The organism is Thermocrinis albus DSM 14484 (genome assembly GCF_000025605.1).
GTDB lineage: Bacteria > Aquificota > Aquificia > Aquificales > Aquificaceae > Thermocrinis > Thermocrinis albus.
On record NC_013894.1, the window covers coordinates 1,141,209 to 1,161,481 of the forward strand.

Consider the following 20,273-nt stretch of genomic DNA (forward strand, 5'->3'; position numbering starts at 1 on the left):
ATATCATTTTATGGCCTACGATAGGATAGTAGTCAAAGGTGCGAGACAACACAACCTAAAGAACGTAGACGTAGAGATTCCCAAAAACAAGCTGGTGGTGATAACAGGGCCTTCCGGTAGTGGCAAATCTTCTCTGGCCTTTGACACTATATACGCCGAAGGTCAAAGGAGGTATGTGGAATCTCTGTCCTCTTACGCCAGACAGTTCTTGGGTGTTATGGAGAAGCCTGACGTGGATGTGATAGAAGGGCTTTCTCCTGCCATAGCTATAGATCAGAAGACTACCTCTAAGAATCCTCGTTCCACGGTAGGAACCGTCACAGAAATATACGACTACATGAGGGTTCTTTGGGCCAACGTGGGTAAACCCCATTGTCCTCATTGTGGTAGGTTGCTGGAGGGACTATCTCCTTACCAGATACTGGAGAAAGTGTATGAGAGCTATCTGGGTAAGAGGATAACGGTGCTTGCTCCTCTCGTGAGAGGTAAAAAGGGTGAGTTTAAGGAACTCTTAAGAGAACTGGACAGAAAGGGTTACTCCCGTGTTAAGGTGGACGGCAGATACATGAGGATTCCGGAGGTACCTCCCCTTGAGAAAAACAAGAGACACGAGATTGATCTCGTCATAGACAGACTTACCGTAGAGGAGGAGGAAAGACCTAGGTTACTGAACGCTCTGGAAAAGGCACTGGCCGAGTCAATGGGTTTGGTGAAGGTGGAGGATGCCGACACAGGAGATGAGGAGATATTCAGCGAAAGTCTCACTTGTCCGGATCATGGCTTTTCTATACCCGAGCTCACGCCCCGTCTCTTTTCCTTTAACTCACCTTACGGAGCTTGTCCTACGTGTAAGGGCTTGGGTGTAAAATGGGAGATAGACCCCCGTATGCTGATCAACGAAAAGGCTCCAGCCACGGAAGCCATCCGTATAACTCAGAACTCTTACTTTGAGTACATTCGTTACAGTGTTCTCAACATCCTCAGAAGATTAGGTTACGATCCTGGAACCCCCTTCGGGGACCTTCCACAGAGTGTGAGAGAGCTGATACTCTACGGCGGTAAGTTTCTCAACACCTCCTACGAGGGTGTTATACCCCATCTGGAGAGAAGGTTTCTGGAGGATGATTCGGAACGTATAAGGGAGGAGATAGGTGAGTTTATAAAAGAGAAACTATGTCCTGCCTGTGACGGTGCCAGACTAAGACCGGAGGCCCTCGCGGTACTGGTGGATGGTAAGAACATATACCAAGTGTGCTCTATGTCGGTGAAGGAGGAGCTTCAGTTCTTTGAGAGACTGCAGCAAAAACTCACTGGAAAGGATCGCATAGTGGGAGAAAGACTTATAAGGGAGATAAAAGACAGGTTAGGTTTTCTGGTAAATGTGGGGCTCGAATACCTTACCCTAGCGCGCAGCGCCACCACCCTTTCAGGGGGAGAGATGCAGAGGATAAGACTGGCTACCCAGATAGGTTCCAAACTGACGGGGGTTCTTTATGTTCTCGATGAGCCATCCATAGGCCTACATCCGCGCGATACCGACAAACTTATAAAGACCTTGAGGGACCTTAGGGATTTGGGTAACACCGTGCTGGTGGTGGAACACGATCCAGAAACCATACTGGCAGCCGATTACATAATAGACATGGGTCCTGGTGCGGGTAAAGAGGGGGGAAGAGTGGTGGCCACAGGTACACCAGAGGAGATAATGAACCATCCAGAGTCTCTTACGGGAGCCTACCTGTCGGGAAGACTTCAGATACCAGTTCCCCAAAAGAGAAGAAAACCCACCGGTAAATGGTTGAGGATAGTAGGTGCCAGAAAACACAACCTGAAAAACATCACCGTGGAGATACCCGTAGGCTTACTGGTGTGTGTGACGGGAGTTTCGGGTAGCGGTAAGTCCACCCTTGTGTACGACATACTTTGGGAGTACGCCAGACAGGTGTTCTACGGAGGATACGGTGAAGTGGAGGGCTTTGACAGGATAGAGGGATTGGAGTACTTTGACAGGGTCATAAACGTGGATCAGTCTCCTATAGGCAGAACTCCACGTAGTAATCCGGCTACCTACACCAAAGTTTTTGACGCTATAAGGGATCTCTTTGCCAGTACACCGGAGGCTAGAGCAAGAGGATACACACCTGGCAGATTTTCCTTCAACGTGAAGGGTGGAAGATGCGAAGCCTGTGAAGGTGAAGGTGTTATCAAGGTGGAGATGCACTTTCTTCCTCCTGTTTATGTAACCTGTGATGTGTGTAAAGGCAAACGTTATAACAGAGAAACCTTGGAGATATACTACAAAGGTAAGAACATAGCGGATGTTCTGGACATGACGGTGGACGAAGCCTATGAGTTCTTTTACCATCACACCACCATAAGGAGGCGTTTGGAACTTCTGAGAGATGTGGGGTTGGGTTATATAAAGCTGGGCCAACCCGCCACTACCCTTTCGGGAGGGGAGGCTCAGAGGATAAAACTGGCCAGAGAACTATCCAAAAAAGAGTCAGGTAGAACCTTGTATCTGTTGGATGAACCTACCACCGGTCTTCATATGGACGACGTGAAGAAGCTGGTGGATGTCCTACAGAGACTGGTGGATAGGGGTAACACAGTGGTGGTTGTAGAACACAACCTGGATGTTATAAAGTGTGCCGACTGGATAATAGATCTCGGTCCGGAGGGAGGTGAAGGAGGAGGATATGTGGTGGCTGTTGGAACTCCTGAGGAGGTTATGGAGAACCCTAACTCCTATACCGGTGAATACCTTAAGAGATACCTTCAGCGGAACTTTGTTATTATGTAAGATACTATGAGTAAGAGAATCATTTACTTACTTGTTGGGTTGACAGCTCTTTTACTGGCCTGTGGCAAAAATCCGCCACCACAGACAGAAAGGAAGGGAGAACCGTGTGTGGTGGAAAGGGTGTTGGATGGTGACACCTTTGTGTGTAAATTACAGAACGGACAAGAAGAGAAGGTAAGACTCATAGGTGTAGACACTCCCGAAAGTTCTGCTAACCAGAAAGCACACAGAGATGCGGAAAGGTCAGGTAGATCTTTGGAGGAGATTATATCTATGGGTAAAGAGGCGAAGGCCTTTACCCAGAGCATCCTCAAGAAAGGTACAACCGTTTATCTGGAAACAGATGTACAGAAAAGGGATAAGTACGGTAGGCTTTTAGCCTACGTTTGGTTAGAGGACGGTAGGATGCTTAACAAGGTGTTGGTAGAAGAAGGATATGCTCAGGTATACACCGTGCCTCCTAACGTAAAGTATCAGGATATCCTCCTCGCTGCCCAAAGAAAGGCTGTCCAGCAGAAGAAGGGCATGTGGAGGTAACGTGTATGTCCTTTTTTAAGTACCTCCTCTACCCTTTGGCGGCTTTTGTGGTACTGCTATCCATCTGGGTTGCTTTTTTAGCCACAGATCTTCCCAGTGTGGAGACCCTAAAAAACTGGAAACCTCCGGAAGCAACCACTATATACGACTACAAGGGTAGACCAATAGGAGATGTGGCTATACAGAGGCGCTACTATGTTCCCCTCAGTTACATACCCAAGTATGTTCAGGAAGCTTTCATAGCAGCCGAAGACAGAAACTTTTACCGCCACTTTGGTGTAGATCCCATAGCCATAGCGCGTGCTTTGGTAGCTAATTTACTTCACAGGGAGGTAAGACAGGGAGCTTCCACTATAACCCAGCAGTTGGCCAGAAATCTTTTCCTTACTCCCGAACGTACCCTTACCCGTAAAATCAAAGAGGCTTTACTAGCCATCAAGATAGAGAGGACTTTTTCAAAAGACAAAATACTGGAGATGTACCTTAACTATATCTATCTTGGACAAGGTGCTTACGGTGTGGAGGCTGCATCCCGTATCTACTTTGGTAAATCGGTGAAGGATCTCACTTTGGACGAGGCTGCCCTGCTGGCAGGACTTCCAAAAGCTCCCAGCAAATACAATCCCTTCAGAAACCCACAACTGGTAAAGGAGAGACGAGATTACGTGCTCAAGCGTATGTTGGAAGACGGATACATAACTCAAGAGGAGTACGCACGTTATGTAGAAAAGCCGGTGAAGGTTAAGCTGGAGAACAGATATTACGGTATGGATTACTTTATAGATTACGTCAAGAGTTATCTTGTGGAGAAATACGGCGAGGCTATACTGGCAGGAGGTTACAAAGTATACACCACACTGGACAGAGATCTACAAAACCACGCTAGAACTGTTCTGGAGAGGGGTGTCTTAAGGGTAGCCAAGGCTAACGGTATACCCTTCCTACCTTCGGACCCTTATGAAGTGGAGAAAAAATATCAAGACCAGAAGGTGGAGTTAAAACCCGGCAAGGTGCTCATAGGTAGGATAGATGACATAGACGGTGACGAGTACGTGGTGAGAGTTAAGGACACAGTCTTTAGAGCCAAGAGGGGGAGTCTTACCTTTGAGAGGGGAGATTTTGTATTGGTAAAACTTCACAAAAGAAAGGGAGAGTTAGGAGCTGAGGTACTACCGGATCTGGAGGGTGCCTTGGTGGCTCTAGATGCAAAAACAGGAGCCATAAGAGCCATGGTGGGTGGATACTCTTATCTGAGGAGTTCCTACAACAGAGCGGTTTATGCTGAGAGACAACCAGGATCCGCTATAAAACCCATCATTTACCTTGCTGCCCTCATGAAGGGTTACACTCAGGTGTCCACTATAGATGCATCACCCAGAAGCTTCTATGATCCTTCCACAGGTAAAAAGTGGACACCCAGCAACTACGAGGGTGCTGAGTACGGTACCGTAACTCTCAGAACGGCCCTTGCTAAAAGTATAAACACCGCAACCGTAAATCTTCTGGCTGACATAGGGTTTGACCTACCTATAGAGATAGGCCATAGATTGGGAATAGAACTGAAACCTTATTACTCTATGGCCCTCGGCAGTATAGAGGTTACACCCCTTCAGCTCACCTCCGCCTTTCAGGCCTTCGCCTCCTTAGGGATGTGGTGTAGACCTTACTTCATAGAGAAGATAGTGGGTCCCAACGGAGAACTGCTGGAAAAAAATCAGCCATCATGCCAACAGGTACTCCCTGCACCTGAGACGAGGGTTCTGGTGGACATGCTGAGGGCCGTCGTGACGGAAGGCACAGCTGTAGCAGCGAGCTCTTTAGGTAGGATAGTAGCTGGCAAAACGGGAACTACCAATGACTATATGGATGCTTGGTTCGTAGGGTTTTCGCCTTATATAGTGGCCGGTGTGTGGGTCGGTTTTGATGTAAAGAGGAGTATGGGGAAAGGGATGGCCGGTGCACGGGTGGCTCTTCCCATATGGATAGACTTCATGTCGGTAGCTGCCTACAAGTATCCCAACGAAGATTTCCCCCTACCGCCGGGTACAAAGGTGGTTAACTGTCCTACACCGATGGTGTTTGTGGAGGGTACAGAAGGGGCTTGTCAGAATCAACCTCAGGAAAACGATGAGCTGGAAGGTATAGTGGATCCTAACTTGTGGAAGAAGGAAGCTCCTCCTCAGGCGCCACAGCCCTAAAGAGGTATCTTACCGCTGTTTTCCAATCTTTACCTTCCTCAACACTGTCCAGTTCTTCCTCCATGTAAGCGGTGAACTTGTAGTCTACGAGTCGTGGGTAGTACTTTTCAAGGAAATCCAAAACTTGCTCCCCCAATGGTGTAGGCTTTAAAACACCTTTCTCTTCTGTTACATATCCCCTATCCTTGAGGGTCTTCACTATCTGGGCGTAGGTGGAAGGCCTTCCTATACCCAGTTTTTCTAAGGTTTTTACCAGAGTAGCTTCCGTGTACCGAGGCGGTGGCTCTGTCCTTCTCTCTTCCAGTGTTACTTTTTTGGGTAATAGGATCTCTCCCTCCGAAAGAGGCGGGGGCTCCTGAAGGTCCAGTTCTTCCTCCTCTATTCTTAACCAACCGTCAAAGAGGATTCTCTGCCACTGTCCTTTAAACTCCATGCGAGGCTCACATAGGGGCACCACCACTACATCAGTTTTCTCCAAAAGGGCTGGAGAGGCTAAAGAGGCCAGTGTCCTCTTCATAATGAGGGTAAAGAGCTTTTCCTCAACTCCACCGGTCGGACTTCTATCCAAGCTGACGGGACGTATACATTCGTGAGCACCTTGAGATGTAGGTTTTTCCTTGAACTTTCTTAAGGTTCCTACGTATTCTTCTCCTAGTGTTTTTTTAATGTAGTTCATAAACTCCTGAGCTTTTTTCTCATCCATCCTTAGAGAGTCCGTGCGAGGGTAAGTTATAAAACCCTCTTCGTAAAGTTTCTGGGCCAGCTTCTGCACTTTGTCCACACCCACACCCAGTTTCTGGCTGGCTACAGCCTGCAAATTAGCGGTATGGAAAGGTTTAGGTGGTTCTTTCTTCACCTTCCCTCTCACTACTCTTTCTACTTCAAAGGGTACACTTTTAAGCTTCTCCAGATAAGGTTTGGCATTCTCAGGCTTCTCAAACCTGTAATCCCAGATAAGGTGAAAGGTATGTCCGTTCTTTTCAAACACTGCCTTTATGTAGTAAAACTTCTTTTTCTTAAACTGTCTTATCTGTCTTTCCCTCTCCACTATCAGTCTGAGGGCCGGTGACTGAACCCTTCCCACAGAGAGTCTGTTGTTCTTAAGGTAGACCCACAACTTGGGAGAAAGGAGGTATCCTATCAGCCTGTCGAGAACCCTTCTGGCCATTTGGGCGCGCACCAAGTTCATGTTGGGGGAATCCTCCGGTTTCTGTACAGAAAGGGTTATGGCCTCTTTGCTCACTTCGTAGAAGCGTACCCTGTAGAGTTTCTTACCTAAAGGTTTTAGCAGATTCCACAGAAAGTAAGCTATAGCTTCCCCCTCTCTGTCTGGGTCTGTACCTATGTAGATGGACTCACATTTCTGGGCTGTTCTCTTTATCTGGTCCCAAACTTTCCTTTTGCCTCTTACGAAAACATAACGAGGTTCTAACGTCTTAAGATCAACTCCCAGTTCGTCCTCCGGTAGGTCTTTGATGTGTCCCATACTGGCCAGAACCTTCCAGTCCTTTCCCAGATACTTCTGGATTGTCTTGGCTTTGGTGGGAGATTCCACCAAAAAGAGACGCATCATCCTCTGTGTAGTTTCTCTAGAACCCTACGGTAACCCTCTATAAGGTCTCCAAGATCAAAACGGAACCTGTCTTTGTCCAGTTTCTCACCCGTGCGCATGTCCCAAAGACGACAGGTGTCGGGGGAGATCTCATCTATCACCCCCACCGAACCGTCAGGCAATCTACCGAACTCTAACTTAAAGTCCACAAGCCTTATACCGTGCTCCTCAAAGAAGAGGGAGAGAACTCTGTTCACCTCAAGAGCCATCTCCTTCACCTTACCTATATCCTCCTTAGGGAGGAGGTTGAGTAAAAGTATATGGTCCTCACATATGAGAGGATCGCGGAGCTGGTCGTTTTTGTAGAAAAACTCCACTACCGGTGAGGGAAAAACTGTCCCTTCCGGTATACCCAGTCTTTTGGTGATACTACCGGCGGCTACGTTTCTCACCACCACTTCCACATCAAACCTCTCCGCTCTCCACACTAGCATCTCCCTATCGGAGACTTTCTGTATGTAGTGGTTTTTTATACCTTTCTCCCAAAGAAGCTGGAATAGGATGCTGGATATGGTGTTGTTGATGATACCTTTACCTTCCACATGAGATCTTTTGGTGGCGTCAAAGGCGGTAGCCTCGTCCTTGAAGTATATAAGGTACTTATCTGGGTCTTCCGTTCTGTAAACTATCTTAGCTTTTCCTTCGTAGAGCTTCTCCATAAGGTCTTCATTATAATACCTGTAGAATGATAGCTTACTTTGTCATGGAGCTGGGACTGGAAGATCGTATACCCACTTACAGTGGGGGGCTGGGGGTTTTAGCGGGTGATACCCTCCTTTCCTTTGCGGATCTAGGTATACCCGCCGTGGCTGTTACACTCCTCTACAAGAAGGGCTACACCCTTCAGAAGCTGACACCTCACGGTATGCAACTGGACTTTGACGCTCGGTGGGATTACAGAAAGGTGCTGACACCACTGGATATAAAACTGGACATAACCTTTGGAAACCTCACCCAAAAGTTCACCGCTTGGGAATACACTGTAAAAGGCAGGGAAGACGTAAAGGTGTACTTTCTGGATGTGGATCTTAAAGAAAACGAGCAGGAGATACGCAGGCTCAACGACAGACTTTACGCCGACGACGGTGTCCTACGCCTGAGGCAAGAGATCTTGCTAGGTATAGGAGGCTACAGGCTGCTGAAGGCTCTGGGATACAAGATAAACCTTTATCACATAAACGAGAGTCACTCCGCCTTCCTGGTGATAGAACTCCTGCGCGAGCTTGGCGATCCCAAAAAGGTGAGAGATATGTGTGTTTTTACCACCCACACCCCTGTACCTGTAGGTCACGACAGGTTTCCTGTGGATACGGTAAAGGAGGAGTTACAACAGTATGACGGCATAAACTGGGACGAGGAAGCGGAAGAAGGCTACGTGAACTTGTCTCACCTGGCAGCTAAGTTTTCGGGTAGGTTGAACGCTGTCTCCTACAAACATATGTTTGTTTCTGCCAAACTCTTTCCAGAGTATGAGAATATAAGCTACGTTACCAACGGGGTGTATCACAAAAGGTGGGTTCACTCAGAGATAGCGGAGCTCTTTCACCAATACCTTCCCGGTTGGGACGAGAACCCGCTACTTTTGTCTCAGGCTTACTCTATACCATCCGAACTCCTTCTGAAGAAACACAATAAGGTAAAGAGTGAGCTGATAAGTTTTATAAACAAAAACACACCAGCCAGCTTTTCTGACGATGCCATACTTATAGGGGTAGCCAGACGTGTGACCGCTTACAAAAGAAACAACCTTATACTGAGGGATATAGAGAGACTTTCTTACATAGCTAGGCACGCAGGTGATATACAGATAGTCTTTGCAGGGAAAGCACATCCTAAGGACACGGTGGGTAAGGAGATGATAGCGGACATAGTAAACAAGGCCGGTTTGTTGAGGGATAAAAACAGCGGTGTGAAAGTGGCTTTCCTGGAAAACTACGATCTGGATCTGGCCAAAATGCTGGTGGCTGGCTGTGATGTGTGGCTAAACACTCCGAGAAGACCTTACGAGGCTTGTGGAACGAGTGGTATGAAGGCAGGTATGAACGGAGTTCTTAACTTCAGCGTGTGGGACGGTTGGTGGTTGGAAGGAGGAATAGATGGTGTAAACGGGTGGGGGATAGGTCCAAAACCCGCCTGGACCGACATGACTGAGTCTTCCGACGAAGAGGACCTTGAGGATATTTACGGCAAGCTAGCCTATATAATACTCCCCATGTACTACTATCACAAAGATCAGTGGGTCAGGATGATGCTCAACAGTATAGCCACTATCGGGCCGCTCTTTAACACCTACAGAATGGTGAGTGACTATATTTGTAAGGTGTACCATCTAGGTCTGAGGTGATATCATGAACAAAAAGGAAACTATAGATCTTCTCCTCTACAACGTGGCACTGGAACACTCGGCCATAGTGCAGTATCTGTATCACATATTCCTGATCACAGACGGCAACATAACTTCCGAGATAGAGTCCATAGCGCGTCAGGAGATGAGACACCTCAAGTGGTTCGCTCAAAAAGTGGTACAGCTGGGTGGGCGTGTGGTACTGAACCGTCTGGAAGACATGATAGTGGTGGGAGGTCCAGATTGGGCAGATATGATCTCCAAGGATGTGGATGCGGAGAGAATGGCCATAGAGATATACTCCCGGCAGCTGGAGTTGGTAAAAGACGATTCTGTAAAGAGGCTCCTTGAGAGGGTTATAAAGGACGAAGAGGATCACCAAGTGGAGTTCAGCCAACTTTTGGAACAGATAAAGAAAAACTCCCCAGAAGAAGAAAGACCTACTACACAGCAAGATCCAGAGGTTGTTCAGCTTCTCAACAGGTTTCTAAAAGAGGAGTATGGCACCATACTGAAGTACCTACACGAGTTCTTCCATGCTAAGGATTGCCAATATAAGGACATGATGTTGGATCTAGCTGTGGAGAGTATGGTACATATGGGTAAGCTGGGTGAGAAGATAGGGAAGATGGGTGGCATACCCCACATAGAGGTGGATGTTCCTCTCTACTCTGGAGGAGCTCTTCAGGAGAAGGTGATGGGTGAACTCTCCTACGAGCAAAAGACAGGTGAGGATTACTCTCAGGAGATAAAAACGGTGAAGGATCCTGACCTTTTGAGACTACTTAGATTTATAGAACATCAAGAGGAGTACCACAAACACATGCTGAAGGAGTTCTTAGATAGGATGAGAAAACTAACGGTTGGGGATCTGAGGAAAAAGGATGCTGGATCTGGTGAAAAAGGCCTTTAAGGAAAGTGCAGATGTAAAACTGGCCTTTGTGGAGCTTTACGCGGAGCGTATCCTGGAGGTAGGTCTCATCATAGCCACCGCCATAAAGGACGGTAATAAGGTGATCCTCTTCGGGAACGGAGGAAGTGCCGCAGACGCTCAACACATAGCGGCCGAACTTATAGGAAGATTCAAAGAGGATAGAAAACCTCTACCTGCCATAGCCCTTACCACAGATACTTCTGTTCTTACCGCCTTAGGCAACGATTACGGTTTTGAAAGTATTTTTGAGAGACAGGTGGAGGCCCTATGTATGCCGGGGGATGTGGTGATAGGTATAACCACCTCCGGAAACTCTCCCAACGTGGTTCGTGCATTGGCAAAAGCTCACGATCTTGGTGCTCTCACAGTGGCCTTTACAGGAAGGAACGGAGGAAAAGTGGTGGATGTAGCTCACTACAGCTTTGTGGTGCCTTCTTATGAAACTCCCCGCATCCAAGAGTGTCACATAACTTTAGGTCACGTCCTGTGTGAGATAGTAGAGAGAGAGCTTGGGCTGGCTTGATGCCAAAGAAGGTGCTCCTCTTTGTGAAGAACACCGACAGGGCCCTACAGACAGCCTCCTCCATATCGGAACACCTCATCAAAGAAGGAGTACTGGTATCTACTTTTGTCAACGTACCTGAGGAAAAAAAGAGAATATCCGCAGAGGAGTTTGATCTGGCCGTGGTGGTAGGAGGTGACGGCACCTTCCTGTCATGTGCACGGATGGTGGCACCTTACGGAGTCCCTATCATAGGAGTTAACGAAGGAAGGTTCGGCTTTCTCACAGAGGTGGATAGAGAAGAGGCCCCCACCATCATCAGGATGGCCTTAGAGGGAAGTATCAAGCCTCAGGAGAGGATCATGTTAGAGGCCCAAACATCGTCGGAGAGCATAGGAGGAGTAGTTCTCAACGACGTGGTACTTTCCAGAACTTACCTGTCTCGTATGCTGGAGATGGATATTTATGTGAATGACGAAGCTGTTACCAGAATTTACGGTGATGGTATCATAGTGGCAACCCCTACTGGCTCTACCGCCTACGCTCTGTCCGCCGGAGGGCCTATCGTGTACCCGGAAGCTGATGTGCTTCTGATAGTTCCCATCTGCCCCCATACGTTGTCCAACAGGCCGGTGGTACTTCCCTCCTACAGTAGGATAAAGTTGGTGAATCTGTCCACCAACGCCTATCTTACCTTGGACGGACAAGAGGGTACCCAACTGAAACAGGGAGAAGAGGTGGAGGTAAAAGCAGCACCCTTCAGATGTCTTATCTACTCTCATCCTAACAGGAGTTTTTTCTATATACTTAAAGAGAAGTTAAGGTGGGGCTAAAATGCTGGAGAGAGCTCTAGCTTACAGGTTCAAAGAGGGTAAGCTTCAACCCGTGGAACATCCCCACATACCCTCTTTCCAAAATCTTCTCCACATAGATAGACAGAAGGAGGAGCTCAAGCGCAACACTCAAAAGCTGGTTATGGGACTACACGCCAACGATGTCCTCCTGTGGGGGGACAGGGGAACCGGCAAATCTTCCCTCGTGAAGTCTATGCTGGGACTGTTCGGCAAGGATGGCCTCAGGATCATACAGGTGTATAAGATGGATATAGAGCACATCTCTGACCTTTACGGTATCCTGAGGGGCTCACCTCTCAAGTTTATCCTGTTCTTTGATGACCTTTCCTTTGAGAAAGGGGACGAAAGCTACAGGATACTTAAGTCCATGATGGACGGAGATGTGGAGGAAAGGCCACCCAACGTGGTTATATACGCCACCTCCAACAGGAGGAACCTTATGGCAGATGTGGAAGGTTCAGAACTGTTTCCCGAAGAATCGGCCATAGAAAGGTGGTCTTTAGTGGAACGTTTTGGTATAAGGTTAGGTTTTTTTGCCTTCGGCATGGATCAGTATCTGGATGTGGTGAAACATTATCTTACCCTGAAGGGCATAACTTGGGATGAAGAGATAAGAGCTATGGCCGTAAGGTGGGCCACCGAAAGGGGAAGCTTTTCAGGAAGGACAGCATGGCAGTTTGTGAAGTATCTGGAGGGAGAGTTGCATGTTGGGTATTATAGGCGGTAGTGGGCTCTACAAACTGGAGGGTCTTGAGGAGGTCAGGGTTTTACAAATAGATACTCCTTTCGGAAAGCCTTCGGGACCCATTGTGGTGGGTAAGCTGGAAGGTAAAGAAGTGTGTTTCTTGCCGAGGCATGGCCCTGATCACAATATACCACCACACCTGGTGCCTTACAAGGCCAACCTGTGGGCTCTGAGGGAGTTAGGTGTGAAAAGAGTGCTCTCCGTATGCGCGGTAGGTGGTATCAACAGAAACTTCAGACCCGGCGACGTGATCCTTATAAACGACTTTATAGACTTGACGAAGGGTAGGGAAAGTACCTACTACAACGGCGTTTACTCCCCTAAGGTAGAGGGTGAGGATCTTCCTGCAAAACTCATGAGGGAGGGCAAAGTAGTACACGTGGATATGTCACAGGCCTACTGTCCTCAGATGAGAGAGTTCTTGGCGGAGGTTCTTAAAAAACACGGTGTGCCTTTTCACCCGTCAGGTGTGTATGCCTGTACAGAAGGCCCGCGTTTTGAAACCCCCGCAGAGATAAAAATGATAGAAAGCTTGGGAGCTGATGTGGTAGGTATGACAGGTTATCCGGAGGTGGTTTTGGCCAGAGAGCTCACCATGTGTTACGCTTCCCTCTGCGTGGTGGCCAACCCTGCAGCGGGTATAGCCGGCTATCGTCTTACCAGTAAGGAAGTACTCCAAATGATGGCACAAAGGGAAGCCCAGATAAAGAGCGTGCTTAGGACCTTTATAATGCTTCTTCCTGAAGAAAGAAGTTGTGGGTGTCAGAATATTCTAGAAGGTGCTGAGGTCTGAAAAGTAAGGTCTCCTCTATGAAGTTTCTCACCGCAGGTGTATGCGGCCTCTTTCTATCGTAAACCATGTAGAAGTTTCTCTGTATGGGCCTAAGATCTTTAACCGTCACCATCTTCAATCCCCTCGCCACAGCTTTCTTCAGCAGGAGGGAGGATGTGAAACTAATAGCCTTTACCCCCTTTAATACGTCCAGTATAACTTCATCACTGTCAGACACCATGAGTACGTTAAGTTTATCAACACATAAACCGTGAGAATGTAGAGCTTCTTCCACAAGACGTCTGGTGCTTGATCCCTCTTCCCTCAAGATGAAGGGTACCTTTGGAAGATCCTCTAGACTTAGCTCCTCTTCCATCTGAGAGTTCGCGATGAACACTACCCTGTCTTTCCAAAGGTCTACGTACTCCAAATCCTCCATATCAAGTTTTAAGCCAACGAAACCTAAATCCAGCTTACCTACATGTACTTGCTCCACCACTAATCTGGAATTCGCTACATGTAACTCCACCCTACTCTGGGGATTCTTCCTGAGGTACATACTTACTAGATCCCCTAATACCACGGTTCCTAGTAGGGGGCTGGCTCCCATCTTGATTAGCCCACCGTAGGAACCCAGCATGAGCTTTATCTCTTCAACAGCTGCAAGCTTAACTTCGAGAAGACGTCTGGCATAAGGATACAGAGTATGAGCTACACTGGTAGGTATAAGATCTTTACCCTTTCGGTAAAAGAGCTTTATTCCTAACTGTTTTTCTAAACGATGCATATGAAAGCTGATGGTAGACTGGGAAAGGTGCAAACATTCAGAAGTTTTTGATATGCTGCCTTTCTCATAAACACAACAGAAGATTTCCATGAGCCTAAGATCCAGATCTATGTTTTTCATGAATATTAATATTTACCTTCTTTCCTCAATGTTGAGTATGGTAACTATCATAACTTTTTGGTTCCACGTTAATGGTTTCTTCCACCACGTAAGGTTTTTCTCCTTTACCTGCGTAGTAAATCCTCACCAACATCTCGGCCAGTATTCCCGTAGACGCCAGTTGAATCCCTGCCAGTACCAACAACACACCCAGTAGAAGGAGAGGCCTCCTACCTATGTCTTCATCAGCTAGTATCTTCACACCAAAAAGGTAAAGGAGTGTGAGAAGCCCTAAAGTCAGAAGTATGAGGCCAATACCACCGAACACGTAGAGGGGTTTCGTCATATAATCGTTTAGAAACTTAACCAAAAGTATGTCCAAAAGAACTCGCACAGTTCTACCTATACCGTACTTGGATTTTCCGTACCTTCTCGGGTGGTGTCTTACTACCACTTCCGTAACCTTGGCACCAAAACGTTGAGTTAATGCAGGAAGAAATCTGTGCATGTCACCGTAAAGCTCCAGCTTTTTGGCTATATCAGCCCTGTAAGCTTTCAGGGTGCAGCCGTAATCGTGAAGATGAACGCCAGTTACCTTGGATATTATCCAGTTGGCTATCATAGAAGGCAGGCGCCTTGAGAGGAAGGGATCCTTTCTGTCCTTTCTCCATCCACTTACCACGTGGTAACCTTCCCTCACCTTTTGAAGAAGGAGAGGTATGTCTTCTGGATCGTTCTGCAGATCAGCATCCATGGTGATGATGATATCCCCCTCTGCATACTGAAAGCCGGCATACAGGGCAGCCGTTTGGCCAAAGTTCCTCCTAAACCTTATGATCTTCAGTTTCTCATCCTGACTGGCCAGCTCTTTGAGGACAGCGAAGGTATTGTCGGTGGATCCATCATCCACAAACAGTATTTCGTAATCTTCTCCCAGTTTTTCTAAAACTTCCTTCAGCTTGCGGTAAAGTATAGGTATGCTCTCCTCCTCGTTGTAAGCGGGAATCACCACCGATATCATATGTACCTTCCCTCACTTTCAAGAATTACTGTCAGTACGTTATCTCTCAGTTCCTTATGGGTGACCCTGTAGTCGTAAAAGTTTATTTTTTCCAAGTGGTCTGGTGAGAGGTTTTTCTCCTCTATGTACCTAAGGGTGAAGGCCCTATGGGGTTGTGAGTTAGTAACAACCCTTCCCTTCTTTCGGTAGATGAACCGAACCACCAACTTCGCTTTGCTAAGGTCCACCAGCTTCTCTTCCTCTCTACCCAAGAAGGAGAAAACCACCTGATCTGAGAATATCTCCTTGGTAAGTTCTCTGATATAAGACCTCCAGAGCTCTCCGACCCTCTTGCCGTTACATACATCTTTCCAACCAATGGGAGCGTAAGGAATGGGTGTATCTATATGAACCAGTCCCAAGAGGGGAGACATAACAACAGATCTCTCCGCTAACCTTTTCTGGACGGGGGGAGGTAGAACCCAGAACTCCAAGCTTTCCCAGAAGGGACCTTTGTACCTTCTCCACACGGGTAGGAGGTTATCCATATTGGCATGGGTGCACTCCATCATCTTCAGACGTTGGGGGTTGAGGCGTGGAAAAGGATAATCCTGTATGCTGAAGGAAGGTGTGTCTTTGAGGATCATTCTGGACTGTTTTTTTGTGGAGGGGAGAAGATGGAGCATAACTATTATTATATGATGGGTTTAAAGCCTCAGGTGGCTCCCTTCACGGTACAGCCTTTGGGTGATAAATTCTATGTGAAGAATGCTTACGGTCTAGGGGAGGGTCTTTTGGTGAACGGGTCGGTTCTTCTCCTTATGCATCTTATGGACGGTAGTAGAGACCTTTTGGATATAAAGGCAGACTTCTTACGAAGAACAGGAAAACTCCTTTCGGAGGAAGAGTTAAGGGATGTGCTGTGGGCTTTAGACAGGGCACTCCTTCTGCAGAACGGGAGATTACAGCAGATACTCCAACAGATAGAGACAGAGATAAGAGACAGGGGTTACTTGGAACCTAGCCACGCGGGTGTAGTTTATCCGGAAGATGCGGACAGCTGCAGAAACTTCTTGGTGGGAGCGGACATTAAACCAAAGGAGCGCGCTTTGGGCGTAATGGTGCCCCACATGGACCTAAGGGTGGCAAAAGAAACTTACTGGCAGGCCTACGGTAGACTGGAGGGGTCTTATCACCTCGTCATCATAATGGGTGTGTCCCATTACTTTCACCGTCATCCTATATCCTTTCTACCTGTTGGCATAAAGACACCTTTCGGTATTTTGGAGGTGGAAGACTCCCTTCTTAAAAGGATCGTGCAGAGATTCGGAGACTGGGTTTTCGAAGATACTGTGGCCTATGTGGAGGAGCATTCCATAGAGTTTCAGGCCCTCTATGTTAAAATGCTGTGGCCGAAGGCTAAGGTGATTCCTATGATAGTGGCTCATGCAAGCACAGAGTTTATGGAGGAGGTGGCAGACTTTATGGAAGTAATCTTGAGACCTTACAAAGATGATCTTGTTGTTATATCCAGTGTGGATATGAGTCACGTAGGTAGGAAGTTTGGGGATCCTTCCTCTTACGATCCTTCTCTTACCGATATGAAATATCTGGAGCTTATGCGTAAACTTTATTATCCGGAGGCTTACCGTTTTCTGTGGGAGACCGATAATATAACCCGAATAGATGGACAGTACACCAACTATCTTTTTGGTGCCCTCCTCAAGAGACTAGGATCAGCAGAAGGAAGACTCTTAGACTACAGGAAGTACGTAGAAGAGCTGACCGACTCGGTGGTTTCTTACGCCAGCTTAGTTTTTCCTGTGTCATGAAACAGATAGAAACCGACATAACATGTAGGCTGGATGCTCTCCCTTGGACCAGCTTCCACTGGCGTTTCCTCTTTGCACTGGGTATAACGTGGGTTCTCGATGCCTTTGAAGTGGTGATAGTAACCGCTGTTTTGCGCAGTATGACATCAGATTTAGGAATAACAAAGGAGCAGTCTTCTTTAGTTATAAGTAGTTTTCTGGTGGGTACAGTGTTAGGTTCTTTGGTCTTCGGTTACTTGGCAGACAGATGGGGGAGGAAGAAGTTATTTCTACTTACCCTCCTCCTCTACTCGGGTGGTACTTTTCTTACAGGCTTTGCCACAGATCTTTGGAGCGTCCTTCTGTTTCGTCTCATGGCGGGTGCTGGTTTAGGTGGTGAGTTCACCGCCATACAGTCTGCCATAGATGAATTTGTTCCCGCAAGACACAGGGGGAAGGTGGATGGTACCATAACGGCTTTGTGGAATCTGGGAAGTCTCATGGCTTCTCTCACCACACTGTACTTACTTAGGTTCTTGGGTGAAACCGGGTGGAGGTGGGCTTTTCTGCTGGGTGGTGTGATAGCGTTGTTGGCCTTTGTAGTAAGACTGTATGTTCCTGAGTCACCCCGTTGGCTTATAGCCAAAGGCAGATTGTGGGAAGCTGAGAGGATCGTGAGCAGCATAGAGAGCTATGCAGGTGTAAGGCCTAATGTGGAAAAGTGTATGGTACCCGTGTACGAAGGGAGTCTGTGGGATGCTACTCGTCTTATTCTCTCTCGCTACAGGTGGCGCTTTCTCTTCAGTGCCAGTATGAGCTTTACTATTCTCACCACTTACTACGGCATGCAGGCTCTTCTACCCATAGTTCTTACGGAGGTTTACGGCCTGAAAGGTACCGACGTGCCCTCTGTACTCATGTTCGGCAGTGTGGGAGGTCTCTTAGGTGGTCTTGTGGTGGCTTATCTTAGTGACAGGATAGGTAGAAAGGTTATGGGTCTTGCTGTGAGCTTTTGCTCCCTCATGTTCAGCTCCCTTTTCTTGGTGCCCATCTTTGATCTTAAGACTACCTTTTTCCTTTACTCCCTCGTAGGTTACTCTTTTGCCTCTGTAGCATACGTTTTAGCCACAGAGATCTATCCATCTCCCATAAGGGCTTACGCTATAGGTCTTATGTCTCTCGTGGGTAGAGTGAGCGGGTCTTTCGTATCGCCTCTTTTGGTGGCTGTGTCGCAGCAGGACTACAGGTTAGGCGTCATCGGTCTTGCCTCTCTTTGGATGGTGGGCTTTACAGCCTTCTTCCTTTACACCCTTAGGGGTAAGGAAACAAGAGGCAGATCTCTGGAAGATATCAGTTAAACTGATATGAAGATGCTTAAATGGGCGGTAAGAAAGATACTGAAAGCGGCTCATCTCCTCTACCAAGAAGGATTGGTGGATGCTCGCGCCGGCAACATCTCCTTTAGGATAGACGATAAAATCATCATTACCCGCACCGGCAGTCACCTTGGAGAGCTTACAGAGGAAGATCTTATCCTGCTACCTCTGTTGGGTACTACCCCACTTTTGGAGAGGGCTTCTTCCGAGATGCCGGTCCACAGAGAGGTATACCTTCGTACATCTCACAGGGCCGTGGTGCACGCTCACCCACCTGCTACCGTTTCTCTGTCTTTAAGAGAAGAAAAGATAATACCGGTAGACTCGGAGGGTAAGATACTTCTGAAGGAGGTGTGTGTGGTGGAGGACCTTCCTTCGGGAAGTGAGGCTCTCGCGGAGGCGGTGGCTAACCTTCTGCAGGACAACTCTCTGGTGGTGGTAAGGGGGCACGGTGTTTTTGCAGCGGACAGAGATCCCATGAAAGCCTATGGCTGGATATCGGTCTTAGAAAGATCCTGCAGGATACTTCAGGAGACTCTTCCGTAGGTATCTGACAGTTGCCTTAGATAAGAGGCTACCTCTTCAGAGGGCAGATTTTTTAAACACCACCTCCAGTTTCCTTTCTGTGTTCCTGGGACGTTCATGCGGGCCTCTTTTCCGAGACCCAGCACGTCCTGTAGGGGCACTATGCAGAGATCTGCCACCGACATGTAGGCCATCTTCAACATACAACTCACCAGGTTTTCCTGAGTACACCAGGTGTAACTGTGCAGAAAACTCCTCTCTTCTGGAGTCAGATCTTCATAATACCAGTCCTTCAGCGGTTTGAGATCGTGGGTGGTGGTGTATACCACACACCTGTTGGTGTGGCGGTGGGGAAGATGTGGAGAGTCCTTATGGTAGAAGGCAAAGGCCAAAACCCGTGAAGAGTAAAAACCAAAAGCATCCCTAAGGGTTTCCACGTCGGGGGTTATATGTCCAAGATCCTCCGCTATGAAGGTGGCGTTAGGAAATTCATCCCTGAGGAGTTTCATCAGGTCCCAGCCGGGTGCCTCCAACCATCTTCTGACAGGGAAAGCCCAGTAAGCTACGAACCCCCTAAAGTGATCAAAGCGCAGTATATCAAAGAGGCGCAGAGCGTGTCTTACCCTTTCTACCCACCACTGGAAGTTCTCCTGCAGATGTTTCTCCCACCGATAGACAGGATTTCCCCACCACTGTCCCCTTTCGTTGAATCTGTCAGGTGGAACACCCGCTACCAGAGTGTTGTCAAAAAGATAAGGTCGGCTCAAAACATCCGCACTGTTGGGTGCTGGATACATGGGAAGATCACCCACTATGAGCACACCTTGCCTGTTGGCATACTCCTTCAACATGAACCACTGACGGAAGAAGAGATACTGGGTTATCTTCACCTTCAGTACATCCTCTTCCCTTACCTTCTTACTGATCCTCTCAGCTTCAAAAACCGCATAGTCTTCAAGCCAGAAACTGTTATCCTCCTCAAACTTCCTAAGATCCTCCCACCAGCTGAAGTTGGAAGCAGCCTCCTCCAGTAAGCGAGCCTTTGTAAGACATACCTTCCGGTAACTTATCCTGCCTGATGGCTTCCTTTTATAGGTTTCCAGCGTTTTGTCGGAAACAAGCCCCCAACGCTGTAAAAGCTGTGGGCTTATGAGGAGAGGGTTACCCGCAAAGAGGGAGGCAGGATAGTAAGGAGAAAAATCACCCTCAGCTAGCACAGGATGTATGGGGAGAACCTGCCACAGGCTCTGTCCCCCTTCTTTCAGAAAATCCACGAAGCTGTAAGCGGAGGGTCCCATATCGCCTATACCAAAAGGTGAAGGTAGAGAAGTTATATGAAGGAGGAGCCCAGCGCGGCGCACTGTAAAATATTAG

The 20,273-nt window shown here is 47.7% G+C and carries 18 protein-coding genes; 12 read left to right on the forward strand and 6 right to left on the reverse strand.

The features are described 5' to 3' along the window. Positions 1–10: 10 nt before the first annotated feature. The 3 genes from uvrA to THAL_RS06250 are packed head-to-tail and all read left to right on the forward strand — an operon-like array spanning position 11 to position 5,538. Positions 11–2,803, forward strand: a complete 2,793-nt coding sequence (gene uvrA / locus THAL_RS06240) for an excinuclease ABC subunit UvrA (RefSeq protein ID WP_012992263.1) — start codon at positions 11–13, stop codon at positions 2,801–2,803. A gap of 6 nt (positions 2,804–2,809) precedes the next feature. After that, entirely contained in the window at positions 2,810–3,340 is a 531-nt protein-coding gene (locus THAL_RS06245; protein WP_012992264.1) for a thermonuclease family protein, read from the forward strand. 5 nt (positions 3,341–3,345) lie between these two features. Beyond that, positions 3,346–5,538: a penicillin-binding protein 1A gene (locus THAL_RS06250; protein WP_012992265.1), complete on the forward strand. Its 2,193-nt coding sequence runs from the start codon at positions 3,346–3,348 to the stop codon at positions 5,536–5,538. On the opposite strand, the gene topA is transcribed toward THAL_RS06250, so the two are convergent. Continuing rightward, the gene (topA, locus tag THAL_RS06255) at positions 5,492–7,111 is read right to left on the reverse strand and encodes a type I DNA topoisomerase (RefSeq protein ID WP_012992266.1); all 1,620 of its coding nucleotides are present in this window, start codon (positions 7,109–7,111) and stop codon (positions 5,492–5,494) included. The two genes, THAL_RS06250 and topA, sit on opposite strands and share 47 nt — an antisense overlap. Further along, a complete protein-coding gene (gene purC, locus THAL_RS06260) occupies positions 7,108–7,809 on the reverse strand; it encodes a phosphoribosylaminoimidazolesuccinocarboxamide synthase (protein WP_012992267.1) in 702 nt (233 codons plus the stop codon). The genes topA and purC overlap by 4 nt, the downstream gene beginning before the upstream one ends. Before the next feature lie 26 nt (positions 7,810–7,835). Here purC and glgP point away from each other — a divergent pair, with 26 nt between their 5' ends. The 6 genes from glgP to mtnP are packed head-to-tail and all read left to right on the forward strand — an operon-like array spanning position 7,836 to position 13,322. Next, entirely contained in the window at positions 7,836–9,494 is a 1,659-nt protein-coding gene (gene glgP / locus THAL_RS06265) for an alpha-glucan family phosphorylase (protein ID WP_012992268.1), read from the forward strand. Between the two features lie 4 nt (positions 9,495–9,498). Further along, positions 9,499–10,407 carry a ferritin-like domain-containing protein gene (locus THAL_RS06270; protein ID WP_012992269.1) on the forward strand — a complete coding sequence of 303 codons (909 nt, stop codon included), beginning with the start codon at positions 9,499–9,501 and terminating at the stop codon, positions 10,405–10,407. Then, positions 10,379–10,951, forward strand: a complete 573-nt coding sequence (locus THAL_RS06275; RefSeq protein WP_012992270.1) for a D-sedoheptulose 7-phosphate isomerase — start codon at positions 10,379–10,381, stop codon at positions 10,949–10,951. The genes THAL_RS06270 and THAL_RS06275 overlap by 29 nt, the downstream gene beginning before the upstream one ends. Beyond that, positions 10,951–11,763, forward strand: coding sequence for an NAD(+)/NADH kinase (locus tag THAL_RS06280; protein WP_012992271.1), 813 nt, complete (start codon positions 10,951–10,953; stop codon positions 11,761–11,763). Before THAL_RS06275 ends, THAL_RS06280 begins: the two co-directional genes overlap by 1 nt. 1 nt (position 11,764) lies before the next feature. Beyond that, entirely contained in the window at positions 11,765–12,511 is a 747-nt protein-coding gene (locus tag THAL_RS06285; RefSeq protein ID WP_012992272.1) for an ATP-binding protein, read from the forward strand. Further along, the gene (mtnP, locus tag THAL_RS06290) at positions 12,489–13,322 is read left to right on the forward strand and encodes an S-methyl-5'-thioadenosine phosphorylase (protein ID WP_012992273.1); all 834 of its coding nucleotides are present in this window, start codon (positions 12,489–12,491) and stop codon (positions 13,320–13,322) included. The genes THAL_RS06285 and mtnP overlap by 23 nt, the downstream gene beginning before the upstream one ends. On the opposite strand, the gene THAL_RS06295 is transcribed toward mtnP, so the two are convergent. Genes THAL_RS06295 through THAL_RS06305 form a run of 3 tightly spaced genes read right to left on the reverse strand, consistent with a single transcriptional unit; the run spans position 13,255 to position 15,873 of the window. Next, complete coding sequence (locus THAL_RS06295; RefSeq protein WP_012992274.1) at positions 13,255–14,208, reverse strand: LysR family transcriptional regulator; 954 nt, start codon at positions 14,206–14,208, stop codon at positions 13,255–13,257. The genes mtnP and THAL_RS06295 overlap by 68 nt on opposite strands. A gap of 25 nt (positions 14,209–14,233) precedes the next feature. Beyond that, a complete protein-coding gene (locus tag THAL_RS06300; protein ID WP_012992275.1) occupies positions 14,234–15,208 on the reverse strand; it encodes a glycosyltransferase family 2 protein in 975 nt (324 codons plus the stop codon). Beyond that, entirely contained in the window at positions 15,205–15,873 is a 669-nt protein-coding gene (locus THAL_RS06305) for a peroxide stress protein YaaA (RefSeq protein WP_041434114.1), read from the reverse strand. The genes THAL_RS06300 and THAL_RS06305 overlap by 4 nt, the downstream gene beginning before the upstream one ends. On the opposite strand from THAL_RS06305, the gene amrB reads away from it, so the two are divergent. Genes amrB through THAL_RS06320 form a run of 3 tightly spaced genes read left to right on the forward strand, consistent with a single transcriptional unit; the run spans position 15,865 to position 18,920 of the window. Next, positions 15,865–17,019 (forward strand): AmmeMemoRadiSam system protein B, encoded by a 1,155-nt coding sequence (gene amrB, locus THAL_RS06310; RefSeq protein WP_012992277.1) that lies wholly within the window; start codon positions 15,865–15,867, stop codon positions 17,017–17,019. The genes THAL_RS06305 and amrB overlap by 9 nt on opposite strands. After that, positions 17,016–18,356, forward strand: a complete 1,341-nt coding sequence (locus THAL_RS06315; RefSeq protein WP_012992278.1) for an MFS transporter — start codon at positions 17,016–17,018, stop codon at positions 18,354–18,356. Before amrB ends, THAL_RS06315 begins: the two co-directional genes overlap by 4 nt. A gap of 12 nt (positions 18,357–18,368) precedes the next feature. Continuing rightward, positions 18,369–18,920: a class II aldolase/adducin family protein gene (locus THAL_RS06320; RefSeq protein ID WP_041434251.1), complete on the forward strand. Its 552-nt coding sequence runs from the start codon at positions 18,369–18,371 to the stop codon at positions 18,918–18,920. On the opposite strand, the gene THAL_RS06325 is transcribed toward THAL_RS06320, so the two are convergent. Further along, the gene (locus THAL_RS06325) at positions 18,902–20,260 is read right to left on the reverse strand and encodes a 4-alpha-glucanotransferase (protein WP_012992280.1); all 1,359 of its coding nucleotides are present in this window, start codon (positions 20,258–20,260) and stop codon (positions 18,902–18,904) included. The genes THAL_RS06320 and THAL_RS06325 overlap by 19 nt on opposite strands. Positions 20,261–20,273 lie beyond the last annotated feature (13 nt).